Annotated in this window: 18 protein-coding genes, 1 pseudogene and 1 riboswitch; of the genes and pseudogenes, 11 read left to right on the plus strand and 8 right to left on the minus strand. The window is 70.5% G+C overall.

The features are described from left to right. Positions 1-86 precede the first annotated feature (86 nt). The 3 genes from AB0A95_RS11340 to AB0A95_RS11350 all read left to right on the plus strand — a co-directional run bounded on the left by AB0A95_RS11340 (position 87) and on the right by AB0A95_RS11350 (position 2,727). Positions 87-638, plus strand: a complete 552-nt coding sequence (locus AB0A95_RS11340; RefSeq protein WP_357555571.1) for a hypothetical protein — start codon at positions 87-89, stop codon at positions 636-638. Between the two features lie 184 nt (positions 639-822). Continuing rightward, positions 823-1,845 carry an LPXTG cell wall anchor domain-containing protein gene (locus AB0A95_RS11345; protein WP_357555572.1) on the plus strand — a complete coding sequence of 341 codons (1,023 nt, stop codon included), beginning with the start codon at positions 823-825 and terminating at the stop codon, positions 1,843-1,845. A gap of 246 nt (positions 1,846-2,091) precedes the next feature. Next, positions 2,092-2,727, plus strand: coding sequence for a DinB family protein (locus tag AB0A95_RS11350; RefSeq protein ID WP_357555573.1), 636 nt, complete (start codon positions 2,092-2,094; stop codon positions 2,725-2,727). Here the strand turns inward: AB0A95_RS11350 and AB0A95_RS11355 are convergent. After that, positions 2,682-2,779: pseudogene (locus tag AB0A95_RS11355) on the minus strand (IS5/IS1182 family transposase); the annotation flags it as partial. The gene AB0A95_RS11350 and the pseudogene AB0A95_RS11355 overlap by 46 nt on opposite strands. Before the next feature lie 16 nt (positions 2,780-2,795). Further along, positions 2,796-3,128 (minus strand): hypothetical protein, encoded by a 333-nt coding sequence (locus AB0A95_RS11360; RefSeq protein ID WP_357555574.1) that lies wholly within the window; start codon positions 3,126-3,128, stop codon positions 2,796-2,798. 41 nt (positions 3,129-3,169) lie between these two features. On the opposite strand from AB0A95_RS11360, the gene AB0A95_RS11365 reads away from it, so the two are divergent. The 6 genes from AB0A95_RS11365 to AB0A95_RS11390 all read left to right on the plus strand — a co-directional run bounded on the left by AB0A95_RS11365 (position 3,170) and on the right by AB0A95_RS11390 (position 9,617). Then, positions 3,170-3,916: a hypothetical protein gene (locus tag AB0A95_RS11365; protein ID WP_357555575.1), complete on the plus strand. Its 747-nt coding sequence runs from the start codon at positions 3,170-3,172 to the stop codon at positions 3,914-3,916. A gap of 293 nt (positions 3,917-4,209) precedes the next feature. After that, a complete protein-coding gene (locus AB0A95_RS11370; RefSeq protein WP_357555576.1) occupies positions 4,210-4,488 on the plus strand; it encodes a hypothetical protein in 279 nt (92 codons plus the stop codon). A 509-nt stretch (positions 4,489-4,997) separates the two neighbouring features. Then, positions 4,998-6,143: a helix-turn-helix transcriptional regulator gene (locus AB0A95_RS11375; protein ID WP_357555614.1), complete on the plus strand. Its 1,146-nt coding sequence runs from the start codon at positions 4,998-5,000 to the stop codon at positions 6,141-6,143. A gap of 334 nt (positions 6,144-6,477) precedes the next feature. After that, the gene (locus tag AB0A95_RS11380; RefSeq protein ID WP_357555577.1) at positions 6,478-7,647 is read left to right on the plus strand and encodes a helix-turn-helix domain-containing protein; all 1,170 of its coding nucleotides are present in this window, start codon (positions 6,478-6,480) and stop codon (positions 7,645-7,647) included. Then, positions 7,607-8,467: an alpha/beta hydrolase gene (locus AB0A95_RS11385; RefSeq protein ID WP_357555578.1), complete on the plus strand. Its 861-nt coding sequence runs from the start codon at positions 7,607-7,609 to the stop codon at positions 8,465-8,467. The genes AB0A95_RS11380 and AB0A95_RS11385 overlap by 41 nt, the downstream gene beginning before the upstream one ends. A gap of 250 nt (positions 8,468-8,717) precedes the next feature. Next, on the plus strand, positions 8,718-9,617 hold the full coding sequence (locus AB0A95_RS11390) for an ABC transporter substrate-binding protein (RefSeq protein WP_357555579.1): 900 nt from the start codon (positions 8,718-8,720) through the stop codon (positions 9,615-9,617). Between the two features lie 95 nt (positions 9,618-9,712). On the opposite strand, the gene metE is transcribed toward AB0A95_RS11390, so the two are convergent. Further along, a complete protein-coding gene (gene metE / locus AB0A95_RS11395) occupies positions 9,713-11,977 on the minus strand; it encodes a 5-methyltetrahydropteroyltriglutamate--homocysteine S-methyltransferase (RefSeq protein ID WP_357555580.1) in 2,265 nt (754 codons plus the stop codon). Positions 11,978-12,095: 118 nt separating this feature from the next. Further along, positions 12,096-12,313, minus strand: a riboswitch (cobalamin riboswitch). 114 nt (positions 12,314-12,427) lie between these two features. Between metE and AB0A95_RS11400 the strand changes: the two genes are divergently transcribed. Both AB0A95_RS11400 and AB0A95_RS11405 read left to right on the plus strand, forming a co-directional pair. After that, positions 12,428-13,042: a superoxide dismutase gene (locus tag AB0A95_RS11400; RefSeq protein ID WP_357555581.1), complete on the plus strand. Its 615-nt coding sequence runs from the start codon at positions 12,428-12,430 to the stop codon at positions 13,040-13,042. Between the two features lie 6 nt (positions 13,043-13,048). Next, positions 13,049-13,309 carry a superoxide dismutase gene (locus tag AB0A95_RS11405; RefSeq protein ID WP_357555582.1) on the plus strand — a complete coding sequence of 87 codons (261 nt, stop codon included), beginning with the start codon at positions 13,049-13,051 and terminating at the stop codon, positions 13,307-13,309. A gap of 62 nt (positions 13,310-13,371) precedes the next feature. Here the strand turns inward: AB0A95_RS11405 and AB0A95_RS11410 are convergent, their stop codons facing one another. From AB0A95_RS11410 to AB0A95_RS11430, 5 genes are read right to left on the minus strand one after another with little or no spacing between them, the layout of a single operon-like run. Further along, on the minus strand, positions 13,372-14,049 hold the full coding sequence (locus AB0A95_RS11410; RefSeq protein ID WP_357555583.1) for an ATP-binding cassette domain-containing protein: 678 nt from the start codon (positions 14,047-14,049) through the stop codon (positions 13,372-13,374). Further along, a complete protein-coding gene (locus AB0A95_RS11415) occupies positions 14,046-15,050 on the minus strand; it encodes an ABC transporter ATP-binding protein (protein ID WP_357555584.1) in 1,005 nt (334 codons plus the stop codon). The genes AB0A95_RS11410 and AB0A95_RS11415 overlap by 4 nt, the downstream gene beginning before the upstream one ends. Beyond that, positions 15,047-15,931 carry an ABC transporter permease gene (locus AB0A95_RS11420; protein ID WP_357555585.1) on the minus strand — a complete coding sequence of 295 codons (885 nt, stop codon included), beginning with the start codon at positions 15,929-15,931 and terminating at the stop codon, positions 15,047-15,049. Before AB0A95_RS11420 ends, AB0A95_RS11415 begins: the two co-directional genes overlap by 4 nt. Continuing rightward, entirely contained in the window at positions 15,924-16,943 is a 1,020-nt protein-coding gene (locus AB0A95_RS11425) for an ABC transporter permease (RefSeq protein WP_357555586.1), read from the minus strand. The genes AB0A95_RS11420 and AB0A95_RS11425 overlap by 8 nt, the downstream gene beginning before the upstream one ends. Beyond that, complete coding sequence (locus AB0A95_RS11430) at positions 16,913-18,502, minus strand: ABC transporter substrate-binding protein (RefSeq protein WP_357555587.1); 1,590 nt, start codon at positions 18,500-18,502, stop codon at positions 16,913-16,915. Before AB0A95_RS11430 ends, AB0A95_RS11425 begins: the two co-directional genes overlap by 31 nt. Between the last annotated feature and the right edge of the window lie 197 nt (positions 18,503-18,699).

Raw genomic sequence — 18,699 nt, forward strand, 5'->3', positions numbered from 1 at the left:
GTGGACGGCGGGCTCGGGTGGGCTGCACCATGCGGGGGCGGCCCACCCTCTCGGCCCACCCTGACAAACGGCCATACCCTGTTCAGGTGGGCGTGGAACAGTGGAGGTGGGCGGGGCAGGAGCGCTTCGCGGGCTTCTGCCTCACCTTTCTGCTGAATCGAGAACCGGCCGCAGTCGCGGCGTCGCTCGGCGCCGACTCCCTGACGCTGATGACGCTGGCCGAGGCGGAACGGGCCTACCCGATCAGCAGGCCCGGGGCGCTGCTTCGACTCGGCGCGTTCGACAACTGGGTTTTCTGCTTCGAGGATCGGGCTCCGATCGCGAACAGGACCCCGGCGATCCTGCGCCTGTCGAAGGACACGCGAATGCTGCAACTCAGCAGAAGCGGCGACGGGATGGTTGTCGTGCGTGACGTCGTCGACGGGCGGACAATGGAGATGTTCGAGCCCGGTGGGGCCGTCTACGTGGACGGACCGCTACGGCCACGGATCGCGGCCCTCCTGCCCGCGCACTCCAGGATCGTCGCGGCGCTTGCTGTTGTGGGCGACGAGGTCGGGGCCAACCTGGACCGCGCAACCCTGGATGGCCGGCTCGCCACCGCGCTGAGCCCGCTCAACGAGCCGGCCGGCCGACGCTGAAGATCCGGCTGACGTCGCCTCCACGGATGGAAAGTGCTGGCAGTGATCACCCGACTGTGGCTCGCGGAGAGCCTGTCGATCCGGGACGGCCTCTCCGACCACATTTTTGATCTTGGGGCAGCGGAGCGACTCGCCCAGCCGCTAGCATCGCGCTGATCGCTGCCCCCCATTACGGAGACCCCCTATGCGCAAACTTGCCGCCGCCGCCCTCATGGGCATGCTCGTGGCCGTGCTCCCGGCAACGGCCGCCCTGGCCGCCGACAATGAGCCGGATATCGCGGTAACCTCCACCGCCGACAAGGCCAACTATGCCGAGGGCGACTCCTTCACCATCACGGTCACGGTGAGGAACAAGAGCTCGGTCGACGCTAAGCACGTGCACTACACCGGCGGCGACAGCGAGGGCGTCGACGGTGTCGCCTACGGTGAGCTGTCGACCGGCTTCGACCTCGCCGCTGGCGCCACCAAGACCGTTCAGCTCACCGGCAAGATCAACCGTGTGGCGGGGCAGACCGGCCGCGCATACGTCGCCTTCGAGCTGACCGCCGACAACGGCGAGGCCAACAACGCCGACAACATCACCAGAGTGCGGCTGCCGGTGGCGGGCGTCTTCGACGATCTCAGCGGCTACGTCTTCCAGGGCGGGTCCTCTGGCGCCGAGTGGACGCCCCGGACGCCTGGCGTCCCGGGTGTCAAGGTCGTCGCCACCAGTGCCGACGGCAAGACGAAGTACGCCGAGGCCAGCACGGACGCCAAGGGCCTGTTCCGTCTCGCCCACCTCCCCGCCGGCGACGTCCTGCTGACCTTCACGGCCCCGGCGGGCTGGAAGATCCTGGCCGGCGAGAACGGCGAGGACGACCACACTCTGACGTCGGTCAGCGCCGACGACGGTGACGACCCGCGCGTCTTCGTACCGGCGAAGAAGGTCGCCGTGAGCTCGCCGAGCGTCTCGCCGTCGGCGTCGCTGTCGCCGTCGGCATCGGCGTCGGCATCGGCGTCGCCGTCGGCGTCGCCGTCGCCGTCGCCGTCGCTGTCGGCGTCGTCGCCGCCGTCGCTGTCGGCCTCGCCATCGGCGAGCGCCGGCCCGGGCCTGCCGGTCACCGGCAACAACACCATGCTGTTCGTCGGCGCGGCCGCGATCGCCGTCGCGGTCGGCATCGCGCTGGTGCTCGTCGCACGGCGTCGTCGCGTACACCTACAGGCCTGACCGACCGAGATCGCTGCGGCTGCCGGACACCCGCAGGCTGTAGCGTCTCCCGCTGGTTCGAGGGCGCCGAGGCCCCAGCACCCCGCTGGAGCCTCGGCACCGCGGCTCCGGCCGCGACGACGCCCCTCACCGCGCGTCCCGTCGGGCGTTCACGTTCATGGTCCGCGCCGGCCACTCGAACATCCGCGGCTTCGGGATCTTCCGGTGGGGGCAGCACGCCATCCGAATGGATGCCATAGTGCCGCGATGAAGGATGACCTGCACAGTTACCTGAAGGGCGGCCGCCAAGCGTTGCTGTGGAAGCTCGACGGGCTCGGTGAATACGACATTCGCCGCCCGTTGACCCGGACCGCGACCAACCTGCTCGGCCTGGTGAAACACGCGGCGGTCGGGGAGATCCTCTACTTCGGCGTCGTGTTCGGCCGGCCGTTTGACCAGGATCTGCCGTATGTCGGGGCCGGGGCGGAGCCCAACGCCGACATGTGGGCGACCGCGGACGAGACCCACGAGGAGATCATCGACCTGTACCGTCGCGCGATCGCCCACGCCGACGCCACCATCGAGGCACTCGCACTGGACGATGTCGGCCGGGTGCCGTGGTGGGGCGATGCGGCGGTCACGTTGCATCAGGTCCTGGTCCACGTCGTGGTGGACACCCAACGGCACGCCGGCCACGCCGACATCGTGCGCGAACTCGTCGACGGCACCGCCGGGCTGCTGCCCAGCAACGACAACCTGCCCCCCGCCGACGAGGCATGGTGGCTGGACTACCACCAACGAGTGGAGCGGGCTGCCCTCGACGCGAGCATCCGCAGCGATGAAGCTTCTGTCGAACATGGAAGCCGGATGGCAGCGGCGATGAGAACCCGGCTCGACCGGTAGAGGGATGCGCGTTTGGCGTAGCGGGTGGCCGGCTGCACCACTGCTTGAGGCGGGGCTAACGCCACCGGTTACCGGTAGGGGTTGGGGTGGTGGTCATCAGGGGCATGGTCGACCTCAACCGCACCAATCTGGTTGTGGTCGGCGAACCTCGGACTCTGCCGTTCGTCGGGCAGGTGCTCGCGTCTGATCCGAAGCTGGGCTTCGGCAGCGATGACAACGGCGTCTACCTCGTGAACCACCAGACCGGCGAGGAGTTCCGCTCGCCGTCGGACAGCGGTGAGCCAGTCGACTACGGGTATCTTGGTCGGCTTCCTCGCCCTGACGGACGTGGCACCTTCCTCTACCTCGCGGGCATCCACGCCATGGGCACTCTCGGAGTCGCCCAGTACCTCGATGACCACCGGAGGCTGGCAACCCGACGTCGCCCATCGAGGACTGGGCCATGGCCAGCGAGAGCTTGATCGTGGTTCTCGACGGTGCTACGGCTCGCACCGGCACCGGCTGTGTCCACGGCATCGCCTGGTACGCCGCAAAGCTCGGGTCCGCTCTCGCGGGCCTGGCCGCCGACCGCGACTCGGAGTTGGTCAACGCGCTGATGTACGGCATCCGGCTCACCGCCGACCAGCACCGCGACACCTGCGACCTCAGCCACCCGGGAACACCATCGGCTGCCACGGCAGTGCTGCGGCTCAAGGACACCGCATTGGAGTACGTGGTCCTGGGTGACGTCACCGTGCTGATCGACACTGTGGACGGCGTCCAGGTCATCACCGATGACCGGGTCGACAAGACGGCGCGCGCAGAACGCGACGAGGCAGACCGGCACCCTTTCGGATCGGCCGAGAAGCAGGCGGCACTGCTGCGGATGAAGCACGCCGAGCTGGCCGCTCGTAACCAACCCGGCGGGTACTGGGTGGCAGCGGCCGACCCGTTCGCCGCTCGTTATGCGATCACCGGAGAAGTCCCACTCGACAGCGTCCGGCGAGTCGCCGTGTTGACCGACGGAGCCGCCCGGCCGGTGGCTCTGTTCGGTCTACTCGACTGGCCCGACGTGCTCGACGTCCTGGCCCAGGACGGCCCGACCGAGCTGATCAGCCGAGTGCGTGCCATCGAAGCCGCTGACCCGTCCTGCGTGAAGTGGGCACGCAACAAGCGCAGCGACGACGCCACCGCCGTCTACGCCGCCTGAGCAGCGATTCCGCGAGCAGGGCCGCCGGCTGCCGGACTGCCGGCGTACTGCCGGCGAAGTGGTTCAACCTGGAGGCTGCGGCGTTGGTCGTTGAGCTGAGCCGCCGCGAGCCGAGCAGACCACCGCCCGGCCCGCCAGCGTCCGCACGTGCGTCAAGGTCCGCTTGACGTGGCGGGCCGAGCGGCGGCCCGCTCCCCAAGAGGGCGGGTCGGCGGCAGACGGGATGGCTTGAGGATGTGGTCTAGTCTCGCTGTGTCAGCGGGGCTGCCCGGGAGCCGTTTGGCGGAGGCATCGTGATGTGGCGGGTTTTGCTCGGGCTTTTGTTGGGAGTGCTCTTCATCGTGATTGGAGCGGCCCTCGCGAGCGACTATCGCGGCATCGCGACAAAGCATATAGAACTATCGATGCAGATCGTGCGTCCGCTTAGTCCCTTCCGGTGGACGGATGACCGACTGGCTCGACGCCGCGCTTTCTTCATCGTGTTCGACAGGCTCTTTGGGGTGTTGATGATATTGGCGGGCGTGGCGATGCTGGTCGGCGGCGGGCAACTGCTACTCAGCGAGCGCTTGTAGCTCACCAAGGCGTTGCCTCGCACGTATGGCGGGCGACCCGTGAGGATGTTGTGCGGGTGGGCGAGGCGGGCGACCCTGGGTGACTAACCGAATGACGATCGGTGCGGACGCCAGTGGACAAGCTCGGACGATGGCGGACCGTGCCCCCAGGTCAAGGGCCATGGAACAGCAGCTCAGGTGGCAGTGCTGGTTGCCTGGGGGTCAAGGAGTCTGCGAGGCACACACGGGGCACGAGGCAGCGTGAAACGTCGGCAACCAGCCATCGACAGCAGGAGCGCAGGAGCACGCGTTAGCAGCGCACCGACCAGGTCGCCGCAGGTCACGGAAGAGACGGTCCAAGTTCCGCTTCAACCTCTGCGGCACGAATAGATGATCAGGCGCATGAGGGTGCTGTCGGTGCGCATCGGTGTACCGTCCGAAGTGGCAGCCTGCCGGGGATGGTCGGCAGGGATCTCATGTCATCTGGAGTGCTGCTGATGCCTCGCCGGCCCATACCTGCTGATCCGTCGATTGGTGATCGTATTCGTGCTCGTCGGGAGTTGCGTGGTTGGAGTGTGCGGTACGCGGCCAGTCGGGCGGGGATCTCCCACACGTCGTGGTCGCGGATTGAACGTGGCCAGCAGCACACCGACCGGTACATGGTGGTCGATCTGGCTGCGGCTCTTGAGTGTTCGGTGGTGGATCTGACCGGCCAGGCCTACACGCCGGCCGATCGGCAGCTTGACGCAGCGCGCATCGACGCTGAGCGGGTGTGGCGGATCATGATGGACACGCCGATGGGCGGGCGTTCCGGTGCGGTGGCGACTGCCGAGCAGGTGCGTCGTGAGGCCGCACTCGTGAGTGGCCTGTACGGGCGTTGTGACTACGCGGGCGCGCTGCGGCGGCTTGTCGATCTGGTGCCGGCGATGCACGGCCTCACCGATCGACGAGTGGCGTTGACGGAGATGGTAGCGGTGTACGGCGTGGCGATGGGGTCACTGCTGAACGTCAGCTATCCGGCGCATGCGTGGCTGGCGGCAGAGCGTTGTGCCGAGGCGGCCGGGTTGCTTGAAGACCCGGTGGCGGTCGGGGTCGCGGCGGCGAACCAGGCGCGGGTGTCGGCCTATTCGGGGGCGTACGGTCCGGCGCGGGCGCTGTGTGACGTCGCGGCTGCTGATCTAGCGGGTAGCGGTGCGCACGCGGCGTTGGACGTTCTGGGCTTCCTGCACCTGGCGCGGGCGCATCACCTCGCCGGGCTGCGCGATCAGACCGCTGCGGAAGACCATCTTGCCGAGGCTGGGCGGATTGCAGCACACACCGGGGAGACAGACAGTTGGGATCTCGCCTGGGGGCCACGAAACGTGGCGCTGTGGCTGATGGCGTTCCTCCTTGACACGGGCCGTCCAGAGGCCGCGTTGCAGACGGCGGCGGGTGTGGAGTTGGCGGGTTTGCCGGCGGTGCGGCAGGTGTATTTCTGGCTCGACATGGGGCGTGCCGCCGAGGCGGTCGGCCGGGACCGTGATGCGGTGCGGATGCTGCTCGCCGCGGAGCGGGTCGGTCCGCAGCATGCCCGCTCGTCGGTGTCGGCGCGGGAGACGGCACGGTCATTGCTGCGCAAGGGCGCGACATCCCCGGAGCTGCGGGGGCTGTGCGAGCGGATGAGCCTCACCTCCTAATAGTGGTGCGTAAGCGTTCCAGCTAACGAATGTGCGGTCCGTAGCGTCCCGATTACAGCGCGACCCGCATGTTCGTCCCTTTCCGATGTGCTGCGGTCGCGCCTCTGAGCCGGCGCGACGGTGGCGACATCTCCCGTCAACACACACCGCCGCGCCCTGTCTGAGGAGGGGTTGTACGTGGGCGGCGTGGAACGCGATCGAGGGCAAAGCCGAGGCGAACAGGCGGAAGCGGCGGAGCGGGAGGCCGCGAAGCAACGCATCTTGGCGCAGGCCGAGGCCGAACGAATACCGGTCGAGGAAGCTACCCGGGCGGTGCCGGATCGGCGGTGGCGTCGTGACCGGTGACCCCATGCCGATCGGCCGACGCGTCGCCTACCTGCGGGTGCGCCGGAAGCTCTCGCAGCAGTCGTTCGCGGATCGGTTGGGGAAGTCGAAGAGTTGGGTGGACAAGATCGAACGCGGCGTGCGCTCGTTGGAACGCCTGTCGACCATCCGCGACATCGCCACCGTGCTCCGCGTCGACGCCGCGACCCTGCTCGGACGCGACATCCAGCCCGTCGAGGCAGCCGAGCGCCACGAAGGTGTCGCCCAGATTCGGGCGGCGATGTCGACGTACGAGATGGCCCTCGGCCGACCGTCAGCCCGCCGTGAGGTGATGCCGCCGGAGCGACTGGCCCGGGAGATCGCGCACTCGTGGACCACCTACCAGCACGCTCGCTATCCGCATCTGGTCGAGTTGTTGCCGGCGTTGTTGACCAGGGTGCACCGGGCTCACGCCCAGGACCCGGAGGCAGGTCGGACGCTGGTGGTGGAGGCGTACCGGGTCACGGCAGCGTTGCTGGTGAAACTGGACGAGGCCCACCTTGCCTGGCTGGCCGCCGACCGGGCCATGTCCGCCGCCACCGGTGACCGGACTTCGCTGGCGTGCGCGGCGGTGCAACTCGGCCAGGTCCTCCGGACATCGGAGCGGGCGAGGTCGGTGATGCTGGCCGCCGCCTACCGGATCGCCCCACCCGATCCCGACACCGGCGAACCTCAGGAGGTGTCGCTGTGCGGCGCCCTGCTCGTGCAGGCAGCCCTGATCGCCGCCACCTCCGGCAACGTCCGCGTCACCGCTGACCTACTGGACGAAGCCGCCGACATGGCCACCCGAGTCGGCGACGGCCACGACCATCACCACACCGCGTTCGGGCCGACCGCTGTCGAACTGGCTCGGGTCGCCGCTGCCGTCGAGCTGGGCGATGGACCGGAGGCGCTCGTCCGGCACGACAAGGCAATCGGGCGCGACGGATGGCGGTGGCTGCCCGTGGAGCACCGCGCGGCTCACCTCGTCGACATGGCCCGCGCTCACCTCCAAGCCGACGACCACACCAGCGCGGCCCGGCTACTGATACAGGCCGACAGCATCGCACCCGCCGAATGCGCGGAGGTTGCAGGCAGGAGGCGCTGGGTACCTCTTGCCCATGTTCGAGGGTTTCACAGACGAGCGGGTCGACGTCGGTGAGGTGGAGCTGCGGGTCCGGTACGCCGGACAGGGTCCTGCGGTCCTGCTCGTGCACGGGCATCCGCGTACCGGATCGACGTGGCACCGGGTCGCGCCGCGACTGGTGGATCTCGGCTTCACGGTGGTCTGCCCGGACATGCGCGGCTACGGCCAGTCGGGAAAGGCGCGGATCCGCCCCGACCACTCCCAGCAGTCCAAGCGCGCGGTGGCCGGGGACATGCTCGGTCTGATGAACGCGCTCGGCCACTCGACGTTCGCCGCGGTCGGGCACGACCGCGGTTGCTATGTGGCGTTGCGCCTGGCGCTCGATCACCCCGACGCGGTCAGCCGGCTGGTGGTCATGGACGGTGTACCCATCAGCGAGGCCCTCGCCCGATGCGACGCGAGGTTCGCTCGGGACTGGTACCACTGGTTCTTCTTCGCGCAGCCGGAGAAGCCGGAGCGTGCCATCATGGCCGATCCCGACGCCTGGTACGACAGTGCGGACCCGGAGCGTATGGGTGCCGAGAACTATCGGGAGCTGCGGGAGGCCATCCACGATCAGGCGACCGTGCGGGCAATGTTGGAGGACTACCGCGCCGGCCTCGGCGTGGACCGGGAGCATGAGGAGGCCGATCGGCGTGCCGGCCGTACCGTCCGTTGTCCGACGTTGTTCCTGTGGTCCACCCGTGACGACATGGAAGATCTCTATGGTGACCCACTCGCGGTCTGGCGGTCCTGGGTCGCGGACCTACGCGGCGAACCGATCCGGTCCGGACACCACGTCGCCGAGGAAAACCCCGACGATCTGACAGGCGTGCTGCACCGCTTCCTCGCCTGACCGTCGCCGCCGACCCGCATCCAGGTCTGCCGCCGACCGTGCGCCCGCCAGGTGACAGCAAACCGGGTCGTCACACAACCTCGACCAGCCTCCCTGGACAGCACAACCAGGTGGTCGTGACTGAGTGTCTGACAGACCCGGGTTGATCGTGCGGGCTCCACCGATCTGCTCGACCAGGCGGCCGCTGATCGCCGCCGTGGTCTCGAAGGGGAGTGGACGTGGCTCGGTCGTGCCTGGTAGGCAGGCGGTTGTGCGCATCGTCTCCCTGTTGCCGGCCGCCACGGACATCGTGGCCATGCTTGGCCTGACCGGTCATCTGGTCGGGCGTACCCATGAGTGTGACTGGCCGCCGGGGGCCCTGGCCGACATCCCGGCGGTGACCGCGACGTCCCTGCCCGAGGCTCTGACGAGCCGGGAGATCTCGGCGGCGATCGCCGGTGACCCGCACCGGGGATCGTCGTTGTACCAGCTCGACGTCGCCATGCTGGAGGGGTTGAAGCCAGATCTGATCCTGACCCAGGATCTGTGCGATGTGTGCGCGGTCTCCTACGAGCGGGTCAACGACGCGGTTCGTCTGATCGATCTCGACACCAGTGTGGTGTCCCTGGAGGCGCGGACCATCGACGGGATCCTGGACACTGTCGATGCCGTGGCCGCGCTGACCGGCACCGAGGGCAGGGCGGCGGAGATCCGCGCCGACGCCGGGCGTCGCCTCGCCGCGTTGCCGGGGTCGGTGACCGGCGTGCCGACGGTGCTGTTCGTCGAGTGGCTCGACCCGTTGATGCCTGGCGGGCACTGGGTGCCGGAGCAGATCGCCTATGCGGGTGGGCGGTCGCTGCTGCTCGGGCCGGGCGCGCACAGCACCCCGCACCGCTGGTCGGTGGTCGCCGACCTGGCGCCCGAGGTGGTGGTGTTCGGGCCGTGCGGGTTCCCGCCGGAGCGCACCTTCGACGAGTTGTCCGTGGCGGCGGCGCAACCCGGCTGGGCGGACCTGCCCGCGGTTCGTCAGGGGCAGGTGTGGGTGGTCGACGGGCCTGCCTACTTCAACCGCCCCGGCCCGCGGGTCGTCGACGGCGCGGAGATCCTCGCCGGCATCCTCGCTGGCCGTCCCGACTCCCGCGCTCGGCGGGTTCCCCCCGGCGTCCGGTGACACTGCCGCGGCTGAGTGGCCGGGACGGACATCGGCGGCGGCGCTTAGCCAGGAGCCACGGTGGGGCGGCGGCACACCGCCGCCCCACCGCGCGCTCAGGTGAGCGTGCCGCGGATCTCGGCGGCGGCCGCGACAAGGCGGGTCAGGGCTTGTTCGACCTCCGGGTACCCGCGGGTCTTCAGGCCGCAGTCGGGGTTGACCCAGAGCCGGTCGGCGGGCACCGCGGCGACGGCGCGGCGCAGGGCGTCGGTGACCTCCGACTGTTCCGGTACGCGGGGGGAGTGGATGTCGTACACACCGGGCCCGACACCGCGTTGGTAGCCGGTGGTGCGCAGGTCGTCGAGGATCTCCATTTTCGACCGAGACGCCTCGATGCTGGTGACGTCGGCGTCGAGGGCGTCGATCGCTGGCAGGACCTCGCCGAACTCGGAGTAGCACAGGTGCGTGTGGATCTGGGTGGCGTCGGCGACTCCGCTGGTGGCCAGACGGAACGCCCCGACGGCCCAGTCCAGGTAGGCGCGTTGGTCAGCCCGGCGCAGCGGCAGGGTCTCCCGTAGGGCGGGTTCGTCGACCTGGATGACGCGGATGCCGGCGCCTTCCAGGTCGCGGGCCTCGTCCCGCAGGGCCAGGGCGACCTGGTTGGCCGTGTCGGCGAGGGGCTGGTCGATGCGGACGAACGACCACGCCAGGATCGTCACCGGCCCGGTGAGCATGCCCTTGACCGGCCGGTTCGTCAGTGACTGCGCGTAGGTGGACCAGGCGACGGTCATCGGGCCGCTCCGGGTGACGTCGCCGTAGATGATGGGTGGGCGGACGCAGCGGGAGCCGTACGACTGCACCCAGCCGTTGACCGTGGCGGCGAATCCGGCCAGTTGTTCGCCGAAGTACTGCACCATGTCGTTGCGTTCCGGCTCGCCGTGCACCAGCACGTCCAACCCGAGCCGTTCCTGCACCGCGACGACGTGCGCGACCTCGGCGCGCATCCGCTCGGCATAGCCGGCGTCGTCGAGCCGGCCGGCCCGGTGCGCCGCCCGGGCCTGGCGCAGTTCCTGCGTCTGTGGAAACGACCCGATGGTGGTGGTGGGCAGCGGTGGGAGATCCAGTCTGGCCTGCTGCTTGACGGCTCGCTCCGCGTAGGGCCCCCGTCGTACGTGTTCGGGCCGCAGCGCGTCGAGGCGGGCGCGGACCGCGTCGTTGCGCCAGGCGGCCGGTGCGGCCGGTGGGGGAGGGGGTAGGACGCCGACGCCGTCGCGTAGGGCACGTCCGAGGGCCACGACCTCGTCGACCTTCTGCCGGGCGAACGCCAACCGGGCACGCAGATCGTCATCGAGGTCGGGTTCGGCGGCCAGGTCCACCGGCACGTGCAGCAACGAGCACGACGTCGACACCGCGACGTGGTCGGCCAGCCCGGTCAGCACCGCGCCGGTCGCGGTGGCGGCGCGCAGGTCCGTACGCCAGATGTTGCGCCCGTCGACCAGCCCCGCGACGATCGTCTTGCTCTCCAGCGGCCCGGCGGCGGCGAGCCTTTTCAGGTTGCCCGGCCCGGCGACGAGGTCGATGCCCACCGCCTCGACCGGAGTGCCCAGCAGCGCCGGCAGCGCGTCTCCGAGGTCACCGAAGTACGACGCGACGAACAGCCGGGGCCGGTGTTCCACCTGGCCGAGCCGACGGTACGCGGCACACAGCGCGGCGATCTCGTCCGACGTGCGGTCGGCGGTGTACGCGGGCTCGTCGAGCTGGACCCAGGCGACCCCGGCGTCAGCCAGCGTGCCGAGGATGTCGGCGTAGACCGCGACGAGGTCATCGAGTCGGTCGAACGGCCGGAACCCTTCCGGGCTGTCTCCGGTGGCCTTGGACAGCAGGAGGTAGGTCGCCGGCCCGACCAGCACCGGCCGCGTGGTGACGCGGAGGGCCTTTGCTTCGGCGTACTCCCGCACCGCCTTGTCGGGGCGGGCGGTGAACACCGTGTCCGGGCCGACCTCCGGCACCAGGTAGTGGTAGTTGGTGTCAAACCACTTCGTCAGCTCCAGAGCCGGTTCCCGTGCCGTACCGCGAGCCATGGCGAAGTAGGTGTCCAGGTCACTGAGGCCGAGGTGGCGGAAACGGTCCGGGACCGCGTCGATCAGGACCGTGGTGTCGAGCACCTGGTCGTAGAACGAGAACGTGTTCGACGGCACAGCGTCCAGACCGGCGTCGCGCAGCGAGCGCCACACCTCGGCGCGTAGGCCGGCCGCGGTCTCCTGAAGAGCGTTGGCGTCGATCCGGCCTGCCCAGTAGGACTCGACGGCGTGCTTGAGCTCCCGGTGTGGACCGATGCGGGGGTAGCCGAGCACGGTGCTCAGCCCGAACGGTGTGGTCACGAGACGGGTGTCCTTCCCTCGAGGTCTACCCCCGACCACACGGGAAGGAAACGGCAGGGCGCCGGCTGACGACCGGGCCTCGCCCAGGCCCTCCCGAGGGGCTGGTGGCGGCGTACGCGGGCGCGTACGCGGTGCGGGCAGGTCTTCGGACTCGCGGGCGCGATCGGTGTGAACCGATCTCCTACTGGCCGTCGCTTCCCAGACGCTCACGCGTCCAGTGCGTATGACGGCGGTCGTTCCCACTCACCGCTGCGGGGCAGTCCCGGTCTTGCACCGGATTCCCTCTTACGACGCCCCACCACGACAGCGGAGCGAACCAGCACTGCCACCCATCGTACGGCGTCCGGCCCGACGTTTCGATGATCGATCGTGCCCCCTCCTGACAATCGAGCGCTTGTTGCAAGATAATGGCAACAGCCATACTGAGGCAGTAATGAGAGGACGGACCTGATGGCCGTGTACAACCTGCCCGACCTGCCCTACGACTACGGCGCACTCGAACCCGCGATGTCCGGGGAGATCCTGGAGCTGCACCACGACAAGCACCACGCGGCGTACGTCAAGGGCGCCAACGACGGGCTCGACCGGCTCGCCGAGGCCCGGGACAAGGGCGACTACGCGACCCTGGTCGGCTTGGAGAAGACGTTCGCGTTCAACCTGTCCGGGCATGTGCTGCACTCGATCTTCTGGAACAACCTGTCCCCGGACGGGGGTGACCGCCCCGACGGCGAGCTGGCTGCGGCGATCGACGAGCACTTCGGCTCCTTCGACGGCTTCGCCGGCCAACTGTCCGCCGCCACCAAGGGTGTGCAGGGCTCCGGGTGGGGTGTTCTGGCGTGGGAGCCGCTGAGCCAACGGCTGATCGTGGAGCAGGTCTACGACCACCACGGCAACGTCGGGCAGGGCTCGACCCCGATCCTGGTCTTCGACGCCTGGGAGCACGCCTACTACCTGCAGTACCGCAACGTGCGTCCGGACTACGTGGACCGGTTGTGGAACCTGGTCAACTGGACCGACGTCACAGCCCGCTTCGACGCCGCCCGCGCCGCGACCCCGAAGATCTGACCCGGCGTGAGCGGGTACACCCCCGAGGCCGCCGAGATCGTGCAACGCGCCGCCGGGGTCATCGCGGCCAAACACCGCGGTGACCTCGCCGGCGCCGAGGCGCTGATGTCGGCGTTCAGCTCCCAGCAGGCCCGTACCCTCGGCTTCTATCTCCTCGCTGACCTCGCGCTCGGCCTGGTCAAGGCGCAGAGCGGGCAGACGATGGACGACCTGGTCCGGGAGCTGTCCCTGCTTCTGGCCGAGACCGCCCAGTCACCGCCCGCCTGACGGTCCGCTGGGTCCTGACCAACGGTGGGACCCAGCGGATGCCGAGGGTCCGGACCGGGGGGTCAGGCGTCTGCCCTCGCCGCGCTGGCGAGGTCGACGACCCGGTCGCTCCAGCGGTCCAGCAGGGTCTGGTCGTGGGTGATGACCAGGACACCGGCGCGCTGGGTGCGCTGGTAGTCGCGGATGACGGCGGCGACGTGTGCCTGGGTGGAGGCGTCGAGCATCGCGGTGGCCTCGTCGCAGAGCAGGTAGTCGGGGCGGTGCACCAGGGCTCGGGCGAGGCAGGCGCGTTGTAGCTGCCCGTCGGACACCGCGTGGGGACGCCGACCGCGCAGATCCGCGGTGAGGCCGACGAGGTCGGCGAGTTCGGTCACCCGTTCCCGGACCGCCGACTCGGGCGTCCGGGTGGCGCGCAGCGGTTCGGCGATCAGGTCGGTGAGGCTCAGGCGGGGATCGGCGGCGGCGCGCGGGCTCTGGAAGAGGGCGGCGACGCGGGTCCGTAGGGCGACCGGCACGGCGTACCGGACGGCGTCGACAGGGGTGCCGTCGATGCTGACCCGGCCCTGATCGGGGCGGTGCAGCAGGGCCAGGACCCGGACCAGTGTCGACTTTCCGCAGCCGGACGGTCCGCGCAGTCCGACCGTCTCTCCCCTGTCGATCCGCACTGTGACGCCGTCGAGGACGACCTGGCGGCCGTATCCGACGGTCACCCGGTCGGCGAGGAGGTGTGTGCTCGTCACGTGACGGCTCCGGAAACGATCGGGTGGTGGCAGGCCACGGTGCCGCCGCCGCTGACAGGTGTCGGCAGTGGTCGGTCCGCGCAGGTGTCGGTGCGGCGTGGGCAGCGGGGCGCGAACGCGCACCCGGGGGGCAGGGCGGTGAGCATCGGCGGGTCGCCCGGCACCGGACGGAAGGCCCGGTCCGGCAGGGCGTCGAGCAGCGCCGAGGCGTACGGGTGGGTCGGTGCGGTGAAGAGCGCGTCGGTGTCCCGGTGTTCCACGATGCGGCTGGCGTACATCACGGCGACGGTGTCGGCGACCCGGCGTGCGGCGGCCAGGTCGTGCGTGATGAGCACGACGGCGGCGCCGTTGTCGCAGCGCCGGCGCAGCAGGTCGAGGGTGTGGTCGACAAGCGGCCGGTCCAGCCCGGTGGTGGGCTCGTCGGCGATGAGCAGCGACGGGTCGGGTGCCAGTGCGAGCGCGGTGACCAGGCGTTGTGCCATGCCGCCGGACAACTCGTGTGGGTAGCGGTCCAGGTCGGCCGGGTCGAGCCCGACGTCGACAGCGAGGTGGTCGGCGTCGGCACTGTCGCGGCCGTGCGCCCGCAGCGTCTCGGCGAGCAGCCGCCGTCCGGTGCGGACCGGGTTCAGTGCCGTGGCCGGGCTCTGTGGAACCAGCCCGACCCGGCGCCCGCGTACCCTGCGGGCCAGGTGGCGCTGGCCACAGGTGACCAGGTCGACAGGCTCGGCGCCGGGGTGGCGCAGCAGGGCCTGGCCGGTGGTCGTGGCGTTGGCGGGCAGGAGGCCGAGCAGGGCGTGGGCCAGGACGGACTTGCCGCAGCCGGACTCGCCCACGATGGCCACCAGTTCGCCGGCCCGCACGGTGAGGCTGAGGTCGCTGACGGCACGAACGCGCGCGTCCCGGAGCCGGAACTCGACACCGAGACCGTCCACGGCGAGCAGCGGCCGACTCGCGGTGGCGCGGGACGACGCCGGCGCGGGAACGGATTCGGTGGTGGTCACAGGTGCAGCTCCGCTCGGACCCGGGGATCGAGGCGGTCACGCCAGTGGGCGGCGAGGACCGCGATGGCGAGGGTGACGACGACGATGACCGCACCCGGTGCCAGGCTGGCCCACCAGGCGCCGGTCAGCAGCGACCCCTGACCGTCGTTGATCATGTTGCCCAGCGAGGCGAGGTGCGGCGGCAGGCCGAGACCGAGGAAGGACAGGGCGGTCTCGTGCCACACCGCGTGCGGGATCATCAGGGTGGTGGCCAGCGCCAGCCGGGGCAGGACGTGCGGCAGCAGGTGTCGCCTGAGGACCCGCAGCCGACCGGCGCCGCCGCCGATGGCGGCGTCGACGAACGGTCGGGTCCGAAGGCTCAGCAACTCGGATCGGACGATGCGGGCGGTGGACAGCCAGTGGGTGAGCCCGACCGAGGCGATCACGGCACCGAGGCTGGGGCGCAGCATGGCGACGATGAAGATGCCCAACAGCAGGTGCGGCATCGCGGCGATGGTGTCCACGATCCGCATCAGGATGCGGTCCACCCGCCCGCCGAGCGTGCCGGCGATCCCGCCGACCACACCGCCGAGGACTGTGGCGACGAGCGCGGCGACAGCGCCGACGAGCAGCGACACCCGCAGCCCGTAGACGGCCCGGTGCGCCACGTCCCGGCCCAGGTCGTCGGTGCCGGCGAGGTGCGCCCCCGACGGCGACAGGCGGGTCTGGTCCAGCGCGACAGCGCTCTGGTCCAGCGGCCAGACGAGCGGGGCGAGCAGCGAACCGACGAGGGCGACCAGGAGCACGAGGCCGGCAGCGACGACACCGGCCTGGCCGGGCCGCAGCCGCAGCCGGGCCCTGGTGATCCGGAGCAGCGCCGGTCCGGCGGCGAGGTCAGCCATCGAGTCGTACCCTCGGGTCGGCGGCGGCGTAGGCGAGGTCGGTCGCGAGGTTCGCGGCCAGCACCACAGCGGTGGTGACAAGCGTGATCGCCGCCAGCAACGGGAAGTCGCTGCCCAGCGCCGCGGCGACCGTGACCGCGCCGAGGCCCGGCAGCGAGAAGACCGTCTCGACGAGCACCGCCCCGCCGACCAACTCCGGCAGGTGGGTGCCGACCAGGGTGAGGAACGGCAGCAGCGCGGTCCGCAGCGCGTGCCCGAACAGCACCGTCCGACCGGGCAACCCCCGCGCCCGCGCGGCGAGCACGTGGTCGTCACGCAGGCTCTCCGCGACCGCGTCCCGGACGAACAGCACGAACCACGGCGCCTGGGACACCGCCAACACCCCGACCGGCAGGATCAGGTGGTGCGCCACATCCGACCAGGAGGTGCTGGTCGCTGTGACGTCGGTGAGCCCGCCCGCCGGCAGCCACCCCAGGGCCAGCGCGAACACGGCGATCGCGGCCAGGCCCAGCCAGAACACCGGCATCGACTCGACCGCGTAGGCCGCCGTCCGCAACGCGCTGTCGAACACCCCACCCCTGCGGTACGCGGCCAGCGCGCCCAGCAGCAGGCTCGTGAGCAGGACCAGGGCGAGGGCCACGCCGATCAGCAACAGCGTCCAGCCGGCCCGGGCGGCGAGCACCGAGGCGACCGGCTCGTGTCGACTCGTCGACCAGCCCAGGTCGCCCTGGACCAGGTTGCCGATCCAGCGCAGGTACTGCACCGGCAGGGGGTCGTCGACGCCCCAGTTGGCGCGCAGCTGGGCCAGGTTCTCCTCACTGGCGGTGAAGGCCGCAGCGCCCGCGTACTGCTTCGCGGGGTCGACCGGCGACGCCGCGCCGAGGGCGAACATCCCGATGCTTGTCGCGGCGAGCACCGGCACGGCGACGAGAAGCCGACGCCGGACCACCGCGCCGGCACCGGCCAGGCGGCCGGAGCGGGTCACGACCGGGTCCAGGTGTCGATGTTCCACCAGAGGCTGTTCGCCACCCCGTGCTCGTGTGCCTCGACCCGGGGAGCCACGCCCCGCACCGAGGACTTCAGCACGTAGGTGTGCCGCAGGTAGGTGAGGAACAGCCACGGCACGTCGGCGGCGAGCTGCTTCTGGAACTGCGCGTACGCGGCCTTGCGCAGGGCCGGGTCGATCTGGTCGCGGCCCTGCTGGAGCGCCCGGTCGGTCACCTCGGAGCGGTACGAGCCGGGGTTGAAGTAACCCTGCCCGGCGAACCGCGAGCCGAACAGCTTGTACGAGACGAAGTCCGGGTCGAACGGCGTGCCGTAGCCCATCAGCAGAGCGTCGGACTTCATTCGCGGGTCGATGGCGTCCCAGGTGAGCCCGGCCGGGGTCACCTGGATGCCGATCTTCTTCGCGTCGGCGGTGACGGCGAGGGCCAGGTCCTTGCGCAGCGTGTCGCTCGCCGGGTACATCAGCGTGAACCGGGCCGGCCGGCCGTCCTTGACGCGTACCCCGCCGGGACCCGGGGCCCAGCCGGCCGCGTCGAGCAGCGCTCCGGCCGCCGTCGGGTCGGCGGTGGGCCTGCCGACGATCGAGGGATCGGCGAACTCGGAGGTCGGGGGGATCGGGCCGAACGCCGGTTCGCCGGCGCCACCGAGGAGCCCGGACACCATCGCGGCCCGGTCGACGGCCAGGTGGAGCGCCCGGCGGACCGCCGGGTCGGCGAGGACCGGGTTGCCCGTCGGCAGCATCACGCCGCGGTAGTCGGCGGTCGGCACCCGCTGCACCTGGTACGCGGCGTCGGCGTCGAAACCGGAGGCGAGCTTCGGCGGCAGCTCGGCGGCGTCGAACTCGCCGGCCCGCATCCGCTGGGCGCGGACGTTGTCGTCGGCGACGAACGCGACCACCACCCTGTCGTTCTTCGGCCGGCCACCGAAGTAGCGCTCGTTGGCCGTCAGCACCAGGCGGTCACCGGGCGTCCAGGACTCGACCCGGTACGGCCCGGTCCCGACCGGCTTGCGGTTGAACCCGGCGGTGTTGATGTCCTGCCCGCCGAGCAGCTTGGCCGGCACGATGCCGAGGGTGAGCCGCTGGAGGAACGGCGCGTACGGGTAGCGCAGCCGGAACACGACAGTGGCGGCGTCGGGCGCGGTCACCGACTCCACCATGTCCAGGTCGGAGCGGAGCGTCGAGTCGACGGTCGGGTCCAGGACGGCCTGGTACGTGAAGACGACGTCCTGGGCGGTCAGCGTGGTGCCGTCGTGGAACCGCACGCCGTCGCGGAGTTTCGCGGTCACGGTGCGCCCGTCGGGTGACAGCTCCGGCAACGCCGTGGCCAGACCGGCGACGAGGCGGTTGTCGTCGTCCCGGCTGACGAGGCCGTCGAAGATCAGCGCGGCGCCGTCGACGCCGTAGTTGAGCACCGGATTCAACGCGTCCGGCTCGTCGGAGGTGGCGACGACGAGCGTCGCGCCGCCGGTGGAGCCGTCGGGGGTGGCCGGGGCCGAGCAGCCGGCGAGGACGAGCATGCCCGCCGCCGCGGTCGACGCCACGAGGCGTCGGAGGGTCGGACGCATCCGGGCTCCTGTGGTGTGGGAAGGAGTCGTTGGTCGGGTGGGCGCAGCGCCGCAACCGTTGATCATCACGGTGGCACAGTTGCACATCTTTGGCAATTACCAACGTTGCGCGTCATGCTGATGAGCACCGCTTGTCCACGTCGTCGACACGGTCACCGTCACCCGGCCAACCCCCGGATGGGTGGCCAGCGGCGGCC

This window comes from Micromonospora sp. NPDC049230 (genome assembly GCF_040647875.1).
Classification (GTDB): domain Bacteria; phylum Actinomycetota; class Actinomycetes; order Mycobacteriales; family Micromonosporaceae; genus Micromonospora.